The sequence below is a fragment of the Rahnella sp. 2050 genome (genome assembly GCF_040544515.1).
Lineage (GTDB): Bacteria > Pseudomonadota > Gammaproteobacteria > Enterobacterales > Enterobacteriaceae > Rahnella > Rahnella aceris.
In genome coordinates this window covers 130,934-151,110 of record NZ_JBEPKE010000001.1, presented here as the reverse complement: position 1 = coordinate 151,110, position 20,177 = coordinate 130,934, and the positions used below count along the sequence as shown (strand labels likewise).

At 51.3% G+C, this 20,177-nt stretch carries 15 protein-coding genes; 7 read left to right on the top strand and 8 right to left on the bottom strand.

The annotated features are described in order from the left end of the window. Positions 1–53: 53 nt before the first annotated feature. Positions 54–1,997 (top strand): exoribonuclease II, encoded by a 1,944-nt coding sequence (locus tag ABIC79_RS00605; protein WP_126124896.1) that lies wholly within the window; start codon positions 54–56, stop codon positions 1,995–1,997. Between the two features lie 127 nt (positions 1,998–2,124). Here the strand turns inward: ABIC79_RS00605 and cbl are convergent, their stop codons facing one another. Both cbl and ABIC79_RS00595 read right to left on the bottom strand, forming a co-directional pair. Next, complete coding sequence (gene cbl / locus ABIC79_RS00600; RefSeq protein ID WP_013575556.1) at positions 2,125–3,078, bottom strand: HTH-type transcriptional regulator Cbl; 954 nt, start codon at positions 3,076–3,078, stop codon at positions 2,125–2,127. A 192-nt stretch (positions 3,079–3,270) separates the two neighbouring features. Next, positions 3,271–4,215: a 2-hydroxyacid dehydrogenase gene (locus ABIC79_RS00595; protein WP_354566438.1), complete on the bottom strand. Its 945-nt coding sequence runs from the start codon at positions 4,213–4,215 to the stop codon at positions 3,271–3,273. Between the two features lie 212 nt (positions 4,216–4,427). Between ABIC79_RS00595 and glgX the strand changes: the two genes are divergently transcribed. Next, positions 4,428–6,710, top strand: a complete 2,283-nt coding sequence (gene glgX, locus ABIC79_RS00590) for a glycogen debranching protein GlgX (RefSeq protein ID WP_013575558.1) — start codon at positions 4,428–4,430, stop codon at positions 6,708–6,710. A gap of 46 nt (positions 6,711–6,756) precedes the next feature. Here the strand turns inward: glgX and apbE are convergent, their stop codons facing one another. Both apbE and smrA read right to left on the bottom strand, forming a co-directional pair. After that, positions 6,757–7,797, bottom strand: a complete 1,041-nt coding sequence (gene apbE, locus ABIC79_RS00585; RefSeq protein WP_013575559.1) for an FAD:protein FMN transferase ApbE — start codon at positions 7,795–7,797, stop codon at positions 6,757–6,759. 114 nt (positions 7,798–7,911) lie between these two features. Then, positions 7,912–8,478, bottom strand: coding sequence for a DNA endonuclease SmrA (smrA, locus tag ABIC79_RS00580; RefSeq protein ID WP_015689944.1), 567 nt, complete (start codon positions 8,476–8,478; stop codon positions 7,912–7,914). A gap of 214 nt (positions 8,479–8,692) precedes the next feature. On the opposite strand from smrA, the gene ABIC79_RS00575 reads away from it, so the two are divergent. Beyond that, a complete protein-coding gene (locus ABIC79_RS00575) occupies positions 8,693–9,508 on the top strand; it encodes a mannosyl-3-phosphoglycerate phosphatase-related protein (protein WP_112152280.1) in 816 nt (271 codons plus the stop codon). Between the two features lie 119 nt (positions 9,509–9,627). Then, positions 9,628–10,848, top strand: a complete 1,221-nt coding sequence (locus ABIC79_RS00570) for a glycosyltransferase family protein (RefSeq protein WP_013575562.1) — start codon at positions 9,628–9,630, stop codon at positions 10,846–10,848. A 79-nt stretch (positions 10,849–10,927) separates the two neighbouring features. Here ABIC79_RS00570 and ABIC79_RS00565 read toward each other — a convergent pair whose 3' ends face one another. Further along, complete coding sequence (locus tag ABIC79_RS00565; protein WP_121019328.1) at positions 10,928–11,953, bottom strand: TerC/Alx family metal homeostasis membrane protein; 1,026 nt, start codon at positions 11,951–11,953, stop codon at positions 10,928–10,930. A 440-nt stretch (positions 11,954–12,393) separates the two neighbouring features. On the opposite strand from ABIC79_RS00565, the gene fnr reads away from it, so the two are divergent. Beyond that, entirely contained in the window at positions 12,394–13,149 is a 756-nt protein-coding gene (gene fnr / locus ABIC79_RS00560) for a fumarate/nitrate reduction transcriptional regulator Fnr (protein WP_013575564.1), read from the top strand. 135 nt (positions 13,150–13,284) lie between these two features. Beyond that, positions 13,285–14,244 (top strand): universal stress protein UspE, encoded by a 960-nt coding sequence (gene uspE / locus ABIC79_RS00555; RefSeq protein ID WP_013575565.1) that lies wholly within the window; start codon positions 13,285–13,287, stop codon positions 14,242–14,244. A gap of 68 nt (positions 14,245–14,312) precedes the next feature. Here uspE and pntB read toward each other — a convergent pair whose 3' ends face one another. Together pntB and pntA are read right to left on the bottom strand one after the other, a co-directional pair. Then, entirely contained in the window at positions 14,313–15,704 is a 1,392-nt protein-coding gene (gene pntB / locus ABIC79_RS00550; RefSeq protein WP_013575566.1) for a Re/Si-specific NAD(P)(+) transhydrogenase subunit beta, read from the bottom strand. 9 nt (positions 15,705–15,713) lie between these two features. Beyond that, positions 15,714–17,243 carry a Re/Si-specific NAD(P)(+) transhydrogenase subunit alpha gene (gene pntA / locus ABIC79_RS00545; protein ID WP_119261653.1) on the bottom strand — a complete coding sequence of 510 codons (1,530 nt, stop codon included), beginning with the start codon at positions 17,241–17,243 and terminating at the stop codon, positions 15,714–15,716. Between the two features lie 535 nt (positions 17,244–17,778). Here pntA and ydgH point away from each other — a divergent pair. After that, complete coding sequence (gene ydgH / locus ABIC79_RS00540; RefSeq protein WP_013575568.1) at positions 17,779–18,732, top strand: DUF1471 family protein YdgH; 954 nt, start codon at positions 17,779–17,781, stop codon at positions 18,730–18,732. Positions 18,733–18,962: 230 nt separating this feature from the next. On the opposite strand, the gene ABIC79_RS00535 is transcribed toward ydgH, so the two are convergent. Further along, a complete protein-coding gene (locus ABIC79_RS00535) occupies positions 18,963–20,075 on the bottom strand; it encodes a dipeptidase (RefSeq protein WP_119261654.1) in 1,113 nt (370 codons plus the stop codon). Positions 20,076–20,177: the final 102 nt, after the last annotated feature.

Sequence of the window (20,177 nt, the reverse complement as noted above, 5' to 3'; positions counted from 1 at the left end):
TAAAACTGTCTGCCGCTAATCGAGCCACATTAACCCCCAATTCTCTGGACGATATGTTTCAAGATAACCCGCTGCTCGCGCAGCTAAAACAGCAACTTCACTCTCAGACTCCGCGTGTCGAAGGCATCGTAAAAGGCACTGAGAAAGGCTTTGGCTTTCTTGAAGTAGACGGTCAAAAAAGCTATTTCATTCCGCCTCCGTACATGAAAAAAGTCATGCACGGGGATCGCGTTATCGCTTCCCTGCAAACCGAAAAAGAGCGTGAAGTCGTCCAGCCGGAAACATTGGTTGAACCTTTTCTCAGCCGTTTTGTTGGCCGCGTAACGAAGAAAGACGACCGTCTTTCTATCATTCCGGATCATCCTTTATTACGTGATGCTATTCAGTGCCGCGTTGCCCGCAACATCAATCATGAAGTGAATGACGGCGACTGGTGTGTGGCTGAAATGCGCCGTCACCCGCTGAAAGAAGGCGACCACAGCTTCCAGGCTGAAATCACCGAATGGATCACCACCGGCGCCGACGATCTTGCGCCGTGGTGGGTCACGCTGGCACGTCATAACCTTGAACGTGAAGCGCCGAAATCTGACATTGCCGAGCTACGCGATGAAGGCCTGACCCGCGAAGACCTGACCGCCCTGCCATTTGTCACTATCGACAGCGGCAGTACGCAGGACATGGATGACGCGCTGTATGTGAAAGACAACAGCGACGGCACCCTGCAAATGACTGTCGCAATTGCTGACCCGACGGCTTACGTCAGCGAAGGCAGCGAGCTGGACAACATTGCGAAAAAACGCGCATTCACCAACTATCTGCCGGGCTTCAACATCCCGATGCTACCGCGTGAATTGTCCGATGATATCTGTTCCCTGTGGCCGGACGTCAGCCGTCCGGTTCTGGCGTGTTCTGTCACGGTAGGCGCAGATGGCACACTGGGCAGCGACATTCGTTTCTTCGCGGCGACTATCGAGTCGAAAGCCAAACTGGCTTATGACGACGTGTCTGACTGGCTGGAAGCGGATGAGAAAAGCGAATGGCAACCGGCCAGTGAGGTGATCGCCTCACAGATCCGCCTGCTCAAACGCGTCTGCGACGTGCGCAGCGCATGGCGTACCGAACATGCACTGGTATTTAAAGACCGTCCTGATTACCGCTTCGTGCTGGGTGAGAAAGGTAACGTGCTGGAAATCATCGCCGAGCATCGCCGCATTGCTAACCGCATCGTTGAAGAATCGATGATTGCCGCCAACGTCTGTGCCGCTATCGCCCTGCGCGACAGCCTCGGTTTCGGCGTTTATAACGTGCATACCGGTTTTGATCCTCTGCTGGTGGAAAACGCGGTCACCGTGCTGCAGGCGAATGACGTTGAAGCCAACGCTGAAGAACTGCTGACCCTGCCGGGCTTCTGCGCTCTGCGCCGTAAGCTTGATGCATTGCCAACCCAGTTCCTCGACAGTCGCATCCGTCGTTTCCAGACCTTTGCAGAAATCAGCACCACTCCGGGGCCGCACTTCGGCCTGGGGCTGGAAGCTTATGCGACCTGGACATCACCTATCCGTAAATACGGCGACATGGTGAACCACCGTTTGCTGAAAGCGATGATCCTGCAACAGTCTGCTGAAAAACCTCAGGACGACATGACCATTCAACTGGCAGAACGCCGTCGTGCCAACCGCATGGCCGAGCGCGATGTCGGTGACTGGTTGTATGCCCGTTACCTGGAAGATAAAGTCGGCACTGACGTTAAATTCAGTGCTGAAATTATCGATGTCACCCGCGGCGGCCTGCGCATACGTCTGCAAGATATCGGTGCCGTGGCGTTCATCCCTGCTCCGTTCCTGCACAGCGTGCGCGACGAACTGGTGTGCAGCGCCGATACCGGTACTGTCCTGATTAAAGGCGAAGTGGCCTACCGCCAGAGCGACATCATTGAGGTGAACATTGCTGAAGTTCGCATGGAAAACCGCAATGTGATCGCCAAACCGGCAGTCTAGGTTTCGCTTTTAGCGAAGGGAAAAAACCGGTCTCATGACCGGTTTTTTTATATGTAAAATTTACCTAGCTCCGTTAGCTCCCTCCCAGCCTCCTCCTTCGCAGGGGGAGGAGCGAAAAGCTTGCCCCTCAGATCTGATAGTCAATCACCGGCTCGCCGCCCGTCGCAAATACCTTCTCTTTGATCTCATTCACAGAAAGACCCGGATTACACAACTCAATAAACCGCCATACGTAGTTTCTCTGCAATTGCGCTTTCTTCAGTCCCAGCCAGACCGTATTGGCTTCAAATAAATGCTCGGCATTGATCAACTGCAGGCCGGTATCACGGGCGGCTTCAAATGCCTTATCTGCCAGGATACCCACGCCCAACCCCAGCTCGACGTAGGTTTTAATCACATCAGAATCCTGCGCACTCAGCACGATATCGGCGGTCAGCGCGGCACGGCTGAAAGCTTCATCGAGACGGGAACGGCCAGTGATACCCTGACGATAGGTGATCAGTGGTTGTTCGCTCAGATGTTGTAACGTCAGCGGGTGTTGCAACGTCAGCGGATGCCCTTGCGGTACGACAATTGCGTGATGCCAGCGGTAATAAGGAAACGCGGCGACTGACGGATCATTCATCAGCTTTTCGCTGGCGATGGCGACATCCGCCTGCCCGCTCAGCAGCATTGTCAGCACTTCCTGTGGCGAGCCCTGATGCAACTCGAGGCGTACACCCGGATAAATTGCACGGAAGGCTTTGATGACTTTAGGCAAACTGTAACGCGCCTGAGTGTGAGTGGTGGCGATGGTCAGCACGCCCGCGTCTTCTTTAGAGAAAACATCCGCAAGACGGCGGATATTCTGCGCCTCATTGAGAATTCTCTCGGCCACTGCAAGCAACTCTTTACCCGGCTCAGTCAGCCCCAGTAAGCGCTTTCCACGACGGATAAATATCTCAACGCCCAGCTCATCTTCCAGCTCGCGGATATGACGGCTGACACCTGACTGCGACGTGAACAGCATGTTCGATACTTCGGTCAGGTTGTAATTGCATCGCGCTGATTCCCGTATAATTTTGAGTTGTTGAAAGTTCACCGCTGTCTGCCTCTTTGCTTGCCGAAAACCCTATTGTTACGATCTGTTGCTATGCCAGACAAATAAGAAAAAGCGGTTACTTATGCTTTTTACGACTATAGAAATCAGGTGTCTGTTTTTTGGCCGCCATAAAAAAACGCCGGCAAGCAGCGTTTTTAAAGCATTCTCAGCAATACGGTAACAATCAGCGCCTTACTCAGGCACCGGCGTCAAGACCGGTTTGCCGCCAAAATGCGCCTCAAGATTTGATAACACCAGGGTCAGCATATTTTCTACTGATTCCGGCGAACGCCCCGCGACGTGCGGCGTGATCACCAGATTATCCAGCGTGAGCATTTCTGCCGGCACCTGCGGCTCGCCGTCCACCACATCCAGTGCGGCACCGGCGATTTCGTTATTGTGCAGGCTGGCAATCAGCGCGGCGCTGTCCACCACACTTCCCCGCGCAATATTAATCAAAAACCCTTCCGGCCCCAGCGCGCGCAGAATATTGCCATCCACCAGCCTGGCGGTATTTTTGCCGCCCGGCGTCGCCACCACGAGATAATCAGCCCACTCAGCCAGCTCAGTGATGGTGAGGAAATAACGGTACGGGCTGTCTTCCAGCGAACGCCGGTTGTGATACCCGATCGCCATATCAAATCCGCCCGCCGCGCGGCGGGCAATCAATGCACCGATATTTCCCAGCCCGATAATTCCCAGACGTTTACCCGCCATTCCCGGCGTATTCCAGCGCGTTTTTTTCCATTCTCCCGTACGTACAGCGGCATCAAACTGCGGGATTTTCCGCGTGACCGCCAGCATCAGCGCCAGTGTATGGTCAGCGACAGAAGCGTTATTGGTGCCGGGGCCATTCGTGACGTGAATACCGCGCTGTTTTGCAGCCGCGACATCAATATGTTCAAACCCTACACCCTGTGCACAAATGATTTCCAGCGACGGTAACGCGTCCATTTCAGTTGCACTTAGTCCGATGCTGCCAATGGTTAATACCGCACGGATTTGCTGAGCAATCTGCGGATTAAGGTTCGCACGTTGTTCAGGCGTCGTCGCAAAAAAGAGAGTAAAACCGGCCACTTCGAACCGGTCAGGATAGCCAGCATCAAGTTCAACATGGCTGAGCAACGCGATGGTCATGGAGATTCCTCTGGATAAAGTCAGACAATAACTAGCAGGCTAGCTTTTTCGCTTTCACTATCGACGAAGCCCTTCCTCTTGTACAGCTTTTCGGCGGTTTACGGGAGAAGTTACGAAGTCCGGTCTACACTCGTTGTTATCGTCTGCGTGAACGCAGACGGCCCTTTTCGGCAATTTTTGTCAGATTTCCCTGAAACGGAGTGACGTCAAGTATGGCAAAGGCCCGATCCAGCAAGATAAGTAAACCTGCCGTAACAACGGAAGCAATCCGCACCCTTCCGGCGCATTTACAGGTTGATATTGCAGTAGATGAGTTTGGCGTACGTATTATCGAGCCTTACAGCGACGGTGAAATTGTGCGCAGTTTCGATTCCGGACACACCACACGGGTACGCGAAGGACTGCCGGTGCCTCTGGGGGCGACCTGGGACGGGCTGGGCGTAAATTTCGCACTGTTTTCAGCCAACGCCACCAAGGTAGAACTGTGTCTTTTTAACGAAAACGGCGAGCAATATGATGTGATCGAACTGCCGGAATATACCGATGAAGTCTGGCATGGTTATCTGCCGGATGCCCGTCCTGGCCTGCTGTATGCCTATCGCGTGCATGGTCCCTATGCGCCGCACGATGGTCACCGGTTTAATCCCGCCAAGTTACTGCTCGACCCTTACGCCAAGCAGATTGTCGGCGAACTGAAATGGGACGATGCTCTGTTTGCCTATGACCTGCAAAGCCCAAAGAAAGATTTGCACATCGATAACAGTGACAGCGCACCGTTTTTGCCTAAATGCCGGGTGATTGATCCGGCATTCTCGTGGGCCCGTTCACGTAAAAGACATATCCCCTGGGAAAAAACCCTGATTTATGAGACGCATGTACGCGGCTATACCATGCGCCATCCGGCAGTACCTGAGCATTTGCGCGGCACGTTTTCCGGCATGAGCACGCCGCATATCGTGGACTATATCCGTTCTCTCGGGGTCACGTCTGTCGAGCTGATGCCGGTCCACGCCTTCACCGATGACCGGCACTTGCAGGACAAAGGTCTGCATAATTTCTGGGGCTACAACACGCTGAGTTTCTTTGCGCCGCATCCGCAATATATGGCAACGCATACCGTCAACGAATTCAAACAAATGATCGCCACCCTGCACGCTGCGGGTATTGAGGTCATTCTGGATGTCGTTTACAACCATACCGCTGAAGGTAACGAGCTGGGTCCGACGCTGTCTTTTAAAGGTATCGATAACGCCAGCTATTACCGGCTGATGCCGGACAATAAGCGTTATTACATTAACGATACCGGTACCGGTAATACGCTCAATCTCAGTCATCCGCGCGTATTACAGATGGTCACAGACTCGCTGCGATACTGGGCAACCGAGATGCAGGTCGATGGTTTCCGCTTTGATCTGGCGACGATCCTCGGACGTGAAAGCTATGGCTTTGATGAGGGCTGCGGTTTTCTCGACACCTGCCGTCAGGATCCGATCCTCAGTCAGTGCAAACTGATCGCCGAACCCTGGGATTGCGGTCCCGGCGGCTATCAGGTGGGCGGCTTCCCGCCGGGCTGGATGGAATGGAACGACCGGTTCCGCGACACGGTGCGCAAATTCTGGCGTGGCGACGAGGGCCAACTGGCGCAGTTTGTCACACGGCTTTCCGGTTCAGCAGATCTGTTTAATCACCGGGGCCGCAAGCCTTATGCTTCCGTGAATTTTATTACTGCCCATGATGGTTTCACGCTCAATGACTGGGTGTCGTATGCCAGTAAACACAACGAAGCGAACGGCGAAGACGGCAAGGATGGCAGCGATAACAATATTTCGGCCAACTATGGTGTGGAAGGCCCGACTGACGATCCGGCCATCAATGAACTGCGGTTGCGGCAAATGCGTAATATGCTGGCGACGTTACTGCTTTCTCAGGGAACGCCGATGCTGCTTGCGGGTGATGAATTTGGCCGCTCGCAAAACGGCAATAATAACGCCTATTGTCAGGACACAGAGATTGCCTGGGTGAACTGGGATATTGGAGACAAAGGTCAGTCGTTGTTGCTATTCACCTACCGGCTCATTGCCCTGCGTAAGCGCTTCCCGATATTGCATCGCGGACGTTTCCTGACGGGCGCATTGCATGAAAAACTGGGAGTGAAAGATGTCAGTTGGTTCCAGCCACAGGGGCCGGAAATGACGGATGCGGCATGGAAAGATCCGCATGCCAAATGCATTGCGATGCTGCTTGACGGGCGCGCCCAGCCCACCGGTCTGGTTCGCCAGGGCTCACTAAGCACCGTGTTGCTGCTGTTCAACGCGTCACACGAAGACGTGGTGTTCACCTTGCCTTCGGTGGCGCACGGTGAAAGCTGGCGACATATTTTCGATACCTTCCAGCCGGACGACATCAACGAGCACAACTTTGAGTTTGGCCGCGAGTACGTCTGCACCTCCCGCACTGTCGTGTTGTTCGAGCTGATCAGCACCGCGAAACACTAAGACTTTGGCGCTGCTTCAGACAAGGAGGATCTGAAGCAGCGAAAACCTACTCCGGATCTTTCAGATAGGCTTTGAATTGTGGAGACATGTAGCTTTTAAACGTGTCGCCTTCTCTGGTGATGAGATACACCGCCAGATGCTGTTGCTCAGCCAGCGCCAGCGCTTTCTTCGTGCCAAGTACCATCAGGCCGGTATCCCAGCCATCCGCTTCCAGTGCGGTCGGTGCAATCACCGTGGCTGACACCAGCTTGTGCGTGATCGGCGAACCGGTCGCCGGATCAATGATGTGTGAAAGGCGTTTGCCGTTCAGTTCGTAATAATTACGATAACTGCCGGAAGTGCTGATCCCCATGCCCTGCAAATCAACAATCGCCTGCACCGCAGTTTCTTTGTCCGTCGGTTTCTGAACTGCCACCTGCCAGGGTTTATCCTGCGCGTTATGCCCGCGGGAAACCACCGCTCCGCCGACAGACACCAGATAATTGCTGATGCCGTTGCCTTCTATTAAACGTGCCAGATGATCGGTAGCGTAGCCTTCGCCCACGGTCGAGAGATCGACATACATCCCGGGTAAATCTTTTTGCAGGTACTGCCCGTCATTTTGCTGGATCACTTTAAGATGCTGTAAACCCGTGCGGGCGCGGGCGGCATCGATTTGCTCCGTTGTCGGGATTTTTACCGGCTGTTTGTCCGGCCCGAATCCCCACAGATTCACCAGCGGGCCGACAGTAATATCCATCGCGCCACCGGTCAGCCTGCCAATCCGGATGGAGGTAACAATCGCATCGGCCATTCCTTCACTGATCGGCTGCGGCACGTTGCCCTGATACTGATTAAAACGTGACAGTACGGAGTCATCTTTGTAAGTCGACAGCTGATGATCGTCTTCTTTAAGCTGTGCTTCAATTTGTTCGCGCAGCGCCGGTTCCCGGTTTTTATCCACTCCTGCCAGACTGACACGATAAAACGTGCCCATAGTTTTGCCCTCAATCACCAGCGGCTCAGGAATATGACGATCACAGGCAGATAAAAGGCTGACGCCGCACAACACAAGTGTACAGCGCAGATAAACCGGTTTTGAGAACATGGAAGTAACTCGATTAAGTGCCCGTCGCCGGGCATGAAAAGTATCAGGACAGTAAGGGGTGATGCTTAAACCACGCTGCAACGGACGCACCGTTGAACCATAGCGCAATAAAAATTACCGGCTGCGCTTGGCGTGGCGCTCCCAGTTTTCCTGTTTTGCCTGCGCGGTTTTCTTTAGTGCGACATAACAGGCTCCTGCACCGCCATCTTTCTGAACAGCGACGCAAAACGCTTGCACGTCATCCAGTTGCTGCAGCCATTTGGCAATATAACTGCGCACAATATTCGCATGACTTTCGTCTTCGCGGCCACGCCCATGAATAATCAGCAAGGTGCGTAAATTTTCAGCCTGTGCCTGACAGAAAAAGGCAAACAGTTCCTGACGGCACTGCTCAACAGGTTTGCGCAACAGGTTCAGGCTGGCTTCCAGCGGGTATTTCCCCTGCCGGAGTTTATCCAGCACTCCCTGCTGTACGCCATCGTGTTTGTATTCGAGAGGGTCATCGCATGGCTGAATATTCAGAAAGCCGGTAGTCAGCGGATTCTCACGTATTTCCGACTCAGGGTCTGCACTCACCTTGTGCCCCGCAACTGAGTTTTTGAGGTAGACCACCCGTTTATCCGACGCCAGTGGCTGTACACCTGCCATCTCCTGACTGAATAAATCATCATCTTCGCTCATCTGCTTACCTCTTTTTCAGCGGGGGGACTGCACCAAATTATCGCCATAAACCCGCTGCGGGTAAAGTCACACGCCTGCGGAAATGCGTCGGTAAAAATTCCGGAAATGCCCTGCCCGCCGTTAAAACTCATTTTTATATCTATACTTAGCTGCTGGGGAAGAAGTAAACCAGTGAGCTTGTGCTTAGGTTCCCCGGCACAATTGAGGAGAAAAAATGCCTTACCTTGATGATCCCTTGATTATTTTCACTGACCTTGATGGCTCACTGCTCGACCATCATGATTACAGTTGGCAACCCGCGCAGCCCTGGCTGGATAAACTCTCGGTGGCCCAGATTCCGTTAATTTTAACCACCAGTAAAACCTCAGCAGAAGTGGCGGAATTACAGGCTGACCTGAATCTGACACAGCAGCCTTTTATTGCAGAAAATGGCGCAATCATTCATCTGCCACCTGACTGGCGGGATGAGGACGCCGCGCCGTTTCACCTTTCCGGCGCGAGTTATCGCGAGATCCGCCAGGTTTTAGTGGAACTACGCCAGCGTTATGATTTTGAGTTTCGCGGCTTTGGTGATGTCACGGCGAAACAGGTCGCAGTCTGGACCGGACTGGCGGTCAAGGACGCGGCACTGGCGATGCAACGTGACGCTTCTGAACCGCTGATCTGGTTCGGTAATGATCTGGATTTCGCGCACCTGAAAAAATGTCTCACGCGCGAAGGCCTGTCACTGACACGCGGCGGGCGTTTCTGGCACGTAATGGGGGCTGGTGCCGGTAAAGGTCAGGCGGTGCAATGGTTAACGGCGCGCTATCAGCAAAAACGCGGTCATCCGGTGTTAAGCATAGGTCTGGGAGATGGCCCTAATGATTTATCTATGCTGGAAGCGGTGAATTACGCCGTGGTGATCAAAGGCCATCATGAGCATGAAATGCCGCTACAGCGAGACGATGTGACACAGGTTTTTCGCACCGATGAATTTGGCCCGCGCGGCTGGAGTCAGGGGCTGAATCATTTTATTACCCTTCTCTGAAGGAAAAATGGAAAAGGTAAAATACTTTATTAACAGTTGGTTTCCACATTGTTTATCGTTCTGTGTTTGCAGAGAAGACTTCCAATAATTTTATCTATTCTAAAATTGGAGAATACCGTATGAGCGATTTTTATCAGGATGGTGTCATTACTAATTTTCATAATCTGACGAACCGCAAAGTCGAAGAACTGGAATACGATCTGCAGGTGTTCTCCGGCCGCCGTTCAATGGGATTAATATTACCGTCGTTATTTTCAGAACTGGAAGGTCCGGCGCTGACGCGCATTGTCGACGAGCTGACGAAAGTCCCGTATCTGGAAGAAATCGTTATTGGTTTAGATCGCGCTGACCGTGATCAATTTTTATTTGCCCGCGAATTTTTCTCCCGCCTGCCGCAGCGTCACCGCATTTTATGGAATGACGGTCCGCGCCTGACTGCACTGGATGAGGAGCTTAAGAAAGAAAACCTTTCCCCGAATGAACCGGGCAAAGGCCGCAATGTGTGGTTTTGTGTCGGCTATACGCTGGCCTCGCGCCGCACCTCAGTGGTCGGGCTGCATGATTGTGACATTGTCACGTACAGTCGCGAGATGCTGGCTCGCCTGATGTATCCGGTGGCCAATCCCAACTTCCATTACGATTTCTGCAAAGGTTATTACGCCCGTGTGGCAGACGGGAAATTCAATGGCCGCGTCGGTCGCCTGCTGGTTTTCCCGTTGCTGAAATCCCTGCAAATCGTTTACGGCCACTCTGATTTTCTTGAGTATCTGCGCACCTTCCGTTACCCGCTTTCAGGTGAATTTGCGATGCGCACGCATGTTCTGAACGATTTGCGCATTCCGAGTGACTGGGGGCTGGAAATTGGTGTGCTGTCAGAACTGCACCGTAATACGGCGACCAAGCGTATTTGTCAGGTGGATATTGCCGACAATTACGACCATAAACACCAGCCGATGTCAGAAGAGGATGCGTCTAATGGTTTACAGCGCATGAGTATTGATATCACCAAAGCGCTGTATCGTAAGATGGCTATTCTCGGCGTGAATATTACCAGTGAGTCTTTCCGTATTCTGAAAGCGACCTATTATCGTAATGCGCTGGACATGATCGACGGATTTGAAAATGACGCCAAAATGAACGGGTTAACTTTTGACCGTCACAGCGAGGAATCGGCGGTAGAATTATTCTCAGGCGCGATCATGGAAGCCGGTCAGGCTTTTGTGGATACGCCGAGCGAAAAGCCGTTCATTCCAAGCTGGAGCCGTGTGCAGTCCGCCTTCCCGGACATGCTGGACCGCATTCATGAAGCAGTCGAAAAAGATAATGAAGGCGATGTGTAACGCCTTTTAAAAGAATTACCGCAGAAAGTAAAAACGCTGCAATCGCAGCGTTTTTTTATGCATAAATTTCAGACTGGCGTTACGCGGCTTCTTTTTTCCCTGGGAAAAGTAAGCTGGCAATGATGCCTAACGCCAGAACACCCAGCACCACGTAAAGGCTGGCTAATGCGCTGATTTCAATCCCGTGATGCCACAGATGGTTACTGGAATTCAGTGCCAGTTTTGCCGCCACGAAGAACAGCAGGAAGATCACTGATTTCTCCAGATGCACCAGATATTTACGCAGAGCCTCGAGCACGAAATACATCGTACGTAAACCAAGCACGGCAAACATCATGGCGGAATAGACGATCAGAGGTTCACGGCTGACAGCGATGACGGCAGGTACGCTGTCAAACGCAAACATCAGGTCTGAAATTTCAACCACAGCAATGCACAGCAATAACGGCGTTGCATAACGTACGCCCTTCTTCACCGTAAAGCTGAAGCCCTGATTTTCCGGCTTCGCCAGTTCAGCTTCTACCTGCTCACTGCTGACCAGAAAATGTGGCCCCACCAGTTTCGGGAACACCGGGAAGAAACGACGTACCATACGGTTAGCAATATGATCGGAGTAATCATCATTTTCTTCATCATCGCTGGAGGCGCGCATCATCAGAATAGCGGTCCAGAGAATGACAACGGCAAACACCATTTCCACCCATGGCCCCAGCGCCAGCAGGCTGGTACCAATCACCACGAAAATCCCCCTGAAGACAATTGCGCCAATCACGCCCCAGTAAAGAATGCGGTGACGATAGCCATCCGGCACTTTAAACCAGGCAAAAATGGCCATAATCACAAACAGGTTATCAATGGAAAGCACCTGTTCCAGCGCATAACCGGTAAGGAAAAGACTGGCGACTTCTTTGCCGTGATGGATATATAAGAATCCGGCAAAACCAAGAGAAACAGCGATCCAGAATAGGGTCCAAAGGGAGGCACTTTTCAGGCCGATAGGCTTATGACTGCGGTGGGCAAAGATGTCAGTCAGCAGCGCCGCAACAGCTACAACGATAAAAACAAGCGTGGTTTCAAACGGAAAACCCAGAGAATCAGACTGCATTACACCTTTCCTAAAGTAAACGAAAGCTAAACGAATTCAGCCATTGTAAGCGGTTGTGAGGTGAATGGGTATCAAAGTCGATCCGGTACGGCGTTTTATGCCATAATCCGATGCGTCTTTTACGGCAAGAATTGCAAAAAACCTTGGTCAATAACGAACCAAAACGGATAATGAAATAGACGTTTTCTCTCCTAAATTGATTCAATCTACTTATTCTCTAAAATTTAAATATTCTTTTTACTGATAATTTGATCCAGCTTTGAATCTCATTGATTCTCAATTGGGCTTAATTCTCAGTGCAGATCAAAATAATGAGAAAAAAAACCCGTTAAAAAACGGGGTTTTTTAACATTTCGCCCTTTTAGCTACTTATAGCTACTTATCACTCGCTGCAAAAGATGTTAAAATTGACCCATATCAATATTGCCAGAGTGACTCTTATGATCCCGGAAAAGCGTATTATTCGACGTATCCAATCTGGTGGCTGTGCAATCCATTGTCAGGACTGTAGCATCAGCCAGCTTTGTATTCCTTTCACGCTGAACGAACATGAACTCGATCAGTTAGACAACATTATTGAAAGGAAAAAGCCGATCCAAAAAGGTCAGGCATTGTTTAAAGCCGGTGATGAACTGAAGTCTTTATATGCGATTCGCTCAGGCACCATCAAAAGTTACACCATCACTGAGCAAGGCGACGAGCAAATCACAGGCTTCCATCTTGCGGGCGATTTAGTGGGTTTTGATGCCATTGGAGGCTTACAGCATCCAAGTTTTGCGCAAGCGTTGGAAACGTCTATGGTTTGTGAAATTCCGTTTGAGACCCTCGACGATCTCTCCGGAAAAATGCCGAATCTGCGCCAGCAAATGATGCGCCTGATGAGCGGTGAGATAAAAGGCGACCAGGATATGATCCTGCTGTTGTCGAAGAAAAATGCTGAAGAACGACTGGCTGCATTTATCTACAACCTCTCCCGCCGCTTTGCGCAACGTGGTTTCTCTCAGCGCGAATTCCGCCTGACCATGACCCGTGGCGACATCGGTAATTACCTCGGCCTGACCGTGGAAACTATCAGCCGTTTACTCGGTCGTTTCCAGAAATCAGAAATGCTGAGCGTAAAAGGTAAATACATCACCATTGAGAATCATGAAATGCTTTCTCAATTAGCCGGTCAGTCTGCTCCGGTTTCTGCCTGATAAATATTGAGTCGGATCTGCAAAGAATAATTTGTTGATCCGACTCAATTTCTCCTCTGTCCGATTGCTTAATCTTGGTTTACTCTGTACTTAATACACTGACCGCCGTTCTTCTACAGGTGTTAAGGAGTCCCCATGGCTAAGTATCAGAATTTACTGGTTGCTATAGACCCCAATCAGGATGACCAACCCGCGCTACGTCGTGCCGTTTATCTGGTGCAACGTAATGGCGGCCGCATCAAAGCCTTCCTGTCGATTTATGACTTCTCCTATGAGATGACCACCATGCTGTCGCCCGACGAACGGACCAGTATGCGACAAAGTGTGATCAGCGAACGGGAAGAATGGATTAAAGAACAGTGCCGGTATTATGTCGAAGCTGGCATTCCCATTGATGTCAAAGTTGTCTGGCATAACAAACCTTTCGAAGCCATCATTCAGGAAGTCGTTTCCAATAATCACGACTTGTTGTTGAAAATGGCTCATCAGCATGACCGCCTTGAGTCTGTTATTTTCACTCCGACTGACTGGAACTTACTGCGTAAATGTCCGTGTCCGGTATGGATGGTAAAAGACCAGCCGTGGCCGGAAGGCGGCAAAGCGGTGGTTGCTGTCAACCTTTCCAGCGAAGAACCTTATCACGACCCGCTCAACATTAAACTGGTGAAAGAGACCATTGAGCTGGCGTCTCACGTTAATCAGACGGAAGTCCATCTGGTCGGCGCCTATCCGGTTACGCCAATCAATATTGCTATTGAACTGCCGGACTTCGACCCAAGCGTATATAACGACGCCATCCGCGGTCAGCATCTGATCGCGATGAAAGCGTTGCGACAGAAATTCCAGCTTGATGAAAAATATACGCACGTGGAAAAAGGCCTGCCGGAAGAAGTCATTCCTGACCTTGCAGAGCATTTGCAGGCAGGTGTGGTTGTTCTTGGTGCGATTGGCCGCACCGGCCTTTCTGCCGCATTTTTGGGGAATACTACCGAACAGGTGATCGACCATCTGAAATGCGATTTGCTGGCAATCAAACCCGATGATTTCGAATGCCCTATTACGTCAGATGACGACGAAGAAGATGAAGACGAGTAAAGTCTGATTCATACAAAAAATAAAGGCCAGTCAACTGACTGGCCTTTTGCATTACGGATTTCGATTGATTACAGCGCGCGCAGGATTTTCTCTACGCTTTCTTTAGCATCGCCAAACAGCATTTGGGTATTTTCTTTGAAGAACAGCGGGTTCTGCACACCGGCATAACCGGTATTCATTGAACGTTTAAACACAATCACGTTCTGCGCTTTCCACACTTCCAACACTGGCATACCGGCGATTGGGCTGCGCGGATCTTCCTGCGCGGCCGGGTTCACGGTGTCATTGGCACCAATAACCAGCACCACGTCGGTATCGCTGAAATCATCATTGATTTCATCCATTTCCAGCACGATGTCATACGGCACTTTTGCTTCGGCCAACAAGACGTTCATGTGGCCCGGCAGACGCCCCGCAACAGGGTGAATACCGAAACGCACCTTGATGCCTTTCGCGCGCAATTTCGCCGTGATGTCATGCACCGGATACTGTGCCTGAGCAACTGCCATACCATAGCCAGGAGTGATGATTACTGAGCTGGCATTTTTGAGCATATCAGCCACATCTTCCGCGCTGGCTTCGTGATATTCACCCATCTCTTCAGCATCACCGGTAGAAGAACCGTCAGTACCGAAACCGCCTGCAATCACACTAATGAACGAACGGTTCATGGCTTTACACATGATATAGGACAGAATTGCACCGGAAGACCCCACCAGCGCACCGGTGACGATCAGCAGGTCGTTGCTGAGCATGAAACCTGCCGCAGCTGCAGCCCAACCGGAATAGGAGTTCAGCATGGAAACCACAACCGGCATATCCGCGCCGCCGATGGAGGACACCAGGTGCCAGCCAAACGCCAGTGCGATCAGGGTCATGATCAGTAATGCGAGAACCTGCAGCCCTACGCTTTCAGTGCGAACAAACATCACCATCAGCAGGAAGGAAATGACCAGTGCAGCCAGATTCAGTTTATGCCGGTGTGGCAATGCCAGCGGTTTGGAAGAGATGATCCCACGCAGTTTGCCGAACGCCACAATCGAACCGGTAAAGGTCACTGCGCCGATGAAGATACCGAGGAATACTTCGGTCAGATGGATATTTTCCATCACGCCTTCCATCGGCACAACACCGTGATCCAGATAGCTGTTAAAGCCCACCAGAACCGCCGCCAGACCCACGAAGCTGTGCAGAATCGCCACCAGCTCAGGCATTTCGGTCATTTCGACTTTACGCGCCAGATAAACACCGATCGCACCGCCAATCACCATAGCAACGATGATCCAGCCAACATTGCCGGAGTCAGGTCCAAGGATGGTCGCGATTAACGCGATCGCCATCCCGGTGACACCGAAAATGTTACCCTGCTTGGATGTTTCATGTTTTGACAACCCAGCCAGGCTGCAAATAAACAGAATTGCGGCAACAATATATGCTGCTGTTACTAAACCCCCAGACATATATTCCCCTTAGTTCTTACGAAACATCTTCAGCATGCGCTGAGTGACGGTGAATCCGCCGAAAATATTGATACTGGCAATCAGAACTGCGACGAAGGACAGGAAACTCACCCAGCCGCCGTGACCGATTTGCAGTACGGCACCGACCACGATAATCCCGGAGATGGCGTTAGTCACCGACATCAGCGGGGTATGCAGCGCATGACTGACATTCCACACCACGTAATAACCGACCACGCACGAAAGCGCGAATACGGTAAAGTGGGAAAGGAATTCTTTCGGGGCAACGTTCGCCAGCCAGCCAAACAGCACAATAGCCACAGCCATAATGATGAATTTGGTCCACGGCGACGCCGGTTTGGCTTCAACTTTGGCAACAGGCTCTGCGGCTTTCGCAGCCTGAGGCTGAGCAGAGACCTGAATCGGCGGCGCAGGCCAGGTGACTTCGCCGGATTTCACGACTGTTACACCGCGCACAACGGTATCTTCGAAATCAATCTCGATTTCACCGTTCTTCTCTTTGCACAGCAATTTCAGCAGGTTAACCAGGTTGGTGCCGTAAAGCTGGGAAGACTGCGTGGGCAGACGACTTGGCAAATCGGTATAGCCGATAATCTTCACGCCGTTTTCAGTGGTCGTGATTTTGTCTGCTACTGTCAGCTCACAGTTACCGCCTGTCTGAGCCGCCAGATCGACGATCACACTGCCCGGCTTCATAGAGGCAACCATCTCTTTGGTGATGAGCTTCGGTGCAGGACGGCCAGGGATCAACGCGGTCGTGACGATAATGTCCACTTCTTCGGCCTGCGCCGCAAACAACGCCATTTCCGCTTTAATGAACGCTTCGGACATCACTTTGGCATAACCGTCGCCGCTGCCTGCTTCTTCCTCGAAATCCAGCTCGAGGAATTCAGCGCCCATACTTTTGACCTGCTCTTTCACTTCCGGGCGGGTATCAAACGCACGGACGATAGCACCGAGGCTGCCAGCTGCACCGATAGCAGCCAGCCCAGCCACACCGGCACCGATAATCATCACTTTTGCCGGTGGCACTTTACCCGCAGCAGTAATCTGCCCGGTAAAGAAACGACCGAACTCATGCGCCGCTTCAACGATCGCACGATAACCGGCAATGTTAGCCATTGAGCTCAGGGCATCAAGGGATTGCGCACGGGAAATACGCGGCACAGAATCCATAGCCATTGCCGTCACCTGACGGTCGGCCAGTTTTTGGATCAGATCAGGGTTTTGCGCAGGCCAGATAAAGCTGACTAACGTGGTTCCCGCCTGTAATTTATCGATTTCATCGTTTTCTGGCGCATTAACCTTCAAAACGATATCTGAGTGCCATACATCATCACCGCTGACGACTGATGCCCCCGCTTGCTCATAAGCCGAGTCTTCAAAGCTGGCTAACTTACCGGCCCCCTGTTCGATAGCGACCGTAAAGCCGAGTTTCAACAACTGCTCCACCGTTTTCGGCGTGGCTGCAACCCTGGCTTCATTGGTCAACCGCTCTCTTGGTACACCAATACGCATAGTATTCCCTTCACCCTTTTCATTGATGATTTTTGTCATCGACATAACAATTCAAGTACAAGCCCGTCGGTTCATAAGCCACCGAATTTTATTTTTTCAGGCTGACTATAACCTACTGAATATCTAATCAATAATCTACGTATCACAGCGATAGACAGGTAATTAATATTAAAAAAGTCGATATGGTCCGCAAACCTGCTGCAAACCCTGAGAAACAAGCCTTTAATCCACCTCATAACAACCGTAACACCGGATCAATCACTCAGGATCCTTCTACCATAACCCGCTCGGACTGGGCATAAAAGTTAGAAAATAGTGAATAATTAACATTTATTTCACTACTTGGATTATTCAACAAACTTATATAAGTTATGCGCAGTAATAAAAGTGATGTGATATACCGGTAGCACACGCATTATTGCCATAAATTGCTGAGACACTTGGCATTGTTACATGCAATAATCGTCCGCTAACCTGTTACACATCAAGAATTCAGCACGTTTCAACATTACTGCGCAAGGTGGAAGGATTTTTTATGAAGCTGACAAAAACGATCATCGCATCGGCCCTGTTTTCTGTTTCTGCGCTGTCTGCTGCACATGCCGCGCAGGAAATTAGCCCGCAGAAAGCCGCAGCCATCAAGCCTTTTGATCGCATTGTTATTACCGGGCGGTTCAACACGCTGGGCGACGCCGCTGACGCCGTTTCCCGCCGTGCCGATACGCTGGGTGCAGATTATTTTTATATTCAAGATACCAACAGCACTAACAATAGCGGGAACTGGCGCGTAGTTGCAGACATCTATAAAAAAGATGCGCCAGAAATCAGCAATGATCCTCACTACCGTGTTATCAACGGTGTGGTTGAGCTGCCTAAAGATGTTGCTTACGGCCTCGAACCTTTCGATACCGTCACCGTGAACGGTTTCTACCGCAGCCAGCCAGACGTCAACGATGCCATTACGAAAGCAGCGAAAGAAAAAGGGGCGTATTCCTTCTTCATCGTTCGCCAGATTGATGCCAACAGCGGCGGCAACCAGTACATCACTGCATTCATTTATAAGAAAGATGCACAAAAACGTGTTGTTCAGTCTCCGGATGCTATCCCTGCTGATTCTGAAGCCGGTAAAGCAGCACTGGCAGCGGGCGGAGCAGCAGCAGCCAAGGTCGAAATTCCGGGTGTGGCATCCTCTGGTAGCCCAAGCCGTGATGTTGGCCGTTTCTTTGAAACGCAGTCATCAACTGGTAAGCGTTACACTGTCACTGCCACTAACGGTGCAAAGATTCAGGAAGTGAATGACGTAACTGCCGCACAGATGGTTCCGTTTGATTCCACCACTTTTACCGGCCACTTCAACAGCACCACGGATGTTTCGCAGGAAGTCGCGAACCGTGCGGCTGCCAAGGGTGCCAAGTTCTACCACATTACCCGCCAGTGGCAGAACAAGAGCGGTGGCAACCTGACTGTAAGCGCAGACTTCTTCAAATAAGTCTGAATGACAGACAGCAAAAAGGCAGCCCAGGTGGCTAATGCTGGTCACTTAAGGAAATGAGGTCCGTGAATTTGGGCCTTCGATGAAGAAAAATAGCGCTATAAGCCTGATTCCTTCATTATCCTTTGAAGCACAAAAATGAATTTGTATTCATAAAAATGCTTAACTGATCGGCATTAGCCCTGGTGGCTGCCTTTTTTTTTGCCGCGAACGCCCTTGCGGCCCGCTTAGTTTCCCCAGGTACGTTCCAGCACATTCACCCAGTTTTTGTAGCAGATTTTTTCCAGCAGCGCATTGCCGTAGCCCGCTTTGCGCAGGGCTTCAACCAGCACCGGTAACCCGCGCACATCCTTCAAAAACGGTGCCATCGATGCGCCATCAAAGTCTGATCCCAATCCGACCCCCTCCTCACCCAGATGCTCAACCAGATAATCCATGTGACGTACCATAATATCGGTGCCGGTATCATCACTGCGTTTACCGTCTTCACGCAGGAATGGCACCGCAAAGTTCAGCCCGACGAAGCCCTGGCTTTCTTTGATGGCGTGCAGCTGCTTATCGGTCAGGTTACGTGACTGCGGGCAGATACTGAATGCGTTGGAATGGCTGGCCACCAGCGGCGCATCACTTAATTCAGCCACCTGCCAGAAGCCTTTTTCATTCAGATGAGAGAGGTCAATCATGATGCGTTTCTGGTTACAGGCTTTCACCAGACGCACACCCGCCTCTGTCAGCCCCGGTCCGGTATCCGGTGAGGTCTGATATTTAAACGGCACACCCTCACCGAAGATGTTCGGACGACTCCATACCGGCCCCAGGGAACGCAGCCCCATGCTGTAAAGCACATCAAGATTATACAAATCCTCATCAATTGCCTCGGCGCCCTCAATATGCATAACCACAGCTAATGCATGGTTATGCATTGACTGCCTGATCTCCTGCGCGGTACGACAAATTTTCACCTTGCCCTGCGATTGCGCTTCGATTCTCAGCAGGAACGCCATCATGCCAAATGTGACATCACGTGCAAAATCGAAAGAAGGTGTAGGGGAAAAATCAGGATGTTTTTGAGTACCTTCGGGCAGAAAACGGGGGTCCACTGAACGATCCGGCACGCTAATTGCTAGATCAATATCCGGAGTCGGCACCCAGGCGGCGAAAAGCCCGCCAGCAAAGCCTGCTTCACGACAGCGCGGCAGGTCCAGTTGTCCGCTGGCGGGCCCCTGAAGGAATGCGCGTTCAGGATCCTGATGATGTTCTGTCCAAAGTTGCAGCAAAACATCGTTATGTCCATCAAAAACCGGCATTAATTCTTCAGTTCCGTGCGCTACGTTATTCATAAAAAAGGTCTACCTTTGATTAAGCATGACTAAGACAACGGAGATTTGTTCATGCGGGGTGCAGTAATGGAGTCATGCTGCACCAGCTTTGAACAAACACAG

Bases quoted from the DNA above. Each gene is read 5' to 3' on its own strand.
- ABIC79_RS00605 (WP_126124896.1), top strand. From the start codon at position 54: ATGTTTCAAGATAACCCGCTGCTCGCGCAGCTAAAACAGCAACTTCAC.
- ABIC79_RS00595 (WP_354566438.1), bottom strand. From the start codon at position 4,215: ATGACCATCGCGTTGCTCAGCCATGTTGAACTTGATGCTGGCTATCCT.
- glgX (WP_013575558.1), top strand. From the start codon at position 4,428: ATGGCAAAGGCCCGATCCAGCAAGATAAGTAAACCTGCCGTAACAACG.
- apbE (WP_013575559.1), bottom strand. From the start codon at position 7,797: ATGTTCTCAAAACCGGTTTATCTGCGCTGTACACTTGTGTTGTGCGGC.
- smrA (WP_015689944.1), bottom strand. From the start codon at position 8,478: ATGAGCGAAGATGATGATTTATTCAGTCAGGAGATGGCAGGTGTACAG.
- ABIC79_RS00575 (WP_112152280.1), top strand. From the start codon at position 8,693: ATGCCTTACCTTGATGATCCCTTGATTATTTTCACTGACCTTGATGGC.
- ABIC79_RS00570 (WP_013575562.1), top strand. From the start codon at position 9,628: ATGAGCGATTTTTATCAGGATGGTGTCATTACTAATTTTCATAATCTG.
- ABIC79_RS00565 (WP_121019328.1), bottom strand. From the start codon at position 11,953: ATGCAGTCTGATTCTCTGGGTTTTCCGTTTGAAACCACGCTTGTTTTT.
- fnr (WP_013575564.1), top strand. From the start codon at position 12,394: ATGATCCCGGAAAAGCGTATTATTCGACGTATCCAATCTGGTGGCTGT.
- uspE (WP_013575565.1), top strand. From the start codon at position 13,285: ATGGCTAAGTATCAGAATTTACTGGTTGCTATAGACCCCAATCAGGAT.
- pntB (WP_013575566.1), bottom strand. From the start codon at position 15,704: ATGTCTGGGGGTTTAGTAACAGCAGCATATATTGTTGCCGCAATTCTG.
- pntA (WP_119261653.1), bottom strand. From the start codon at position 17,243: ATGCGTATTGGTGTACCAAGAGAGCGGTTGACCAATGAAGCCAGGGTT.
- ydgH (WP_013575568.1), top strand. From the start codon at position 17,779: ATGAAGCTGACAAAAACGATCATCGCATCGGCCCTGTTTTCTGTTTCT.
- ABIC79_RS00535 (WP_119261654.1), bottom strand. From the start codon at position 20,075: ATGAATAACGTAGCGCACGGAACTGAAGAATTAATGCCGGTTTTTGAT.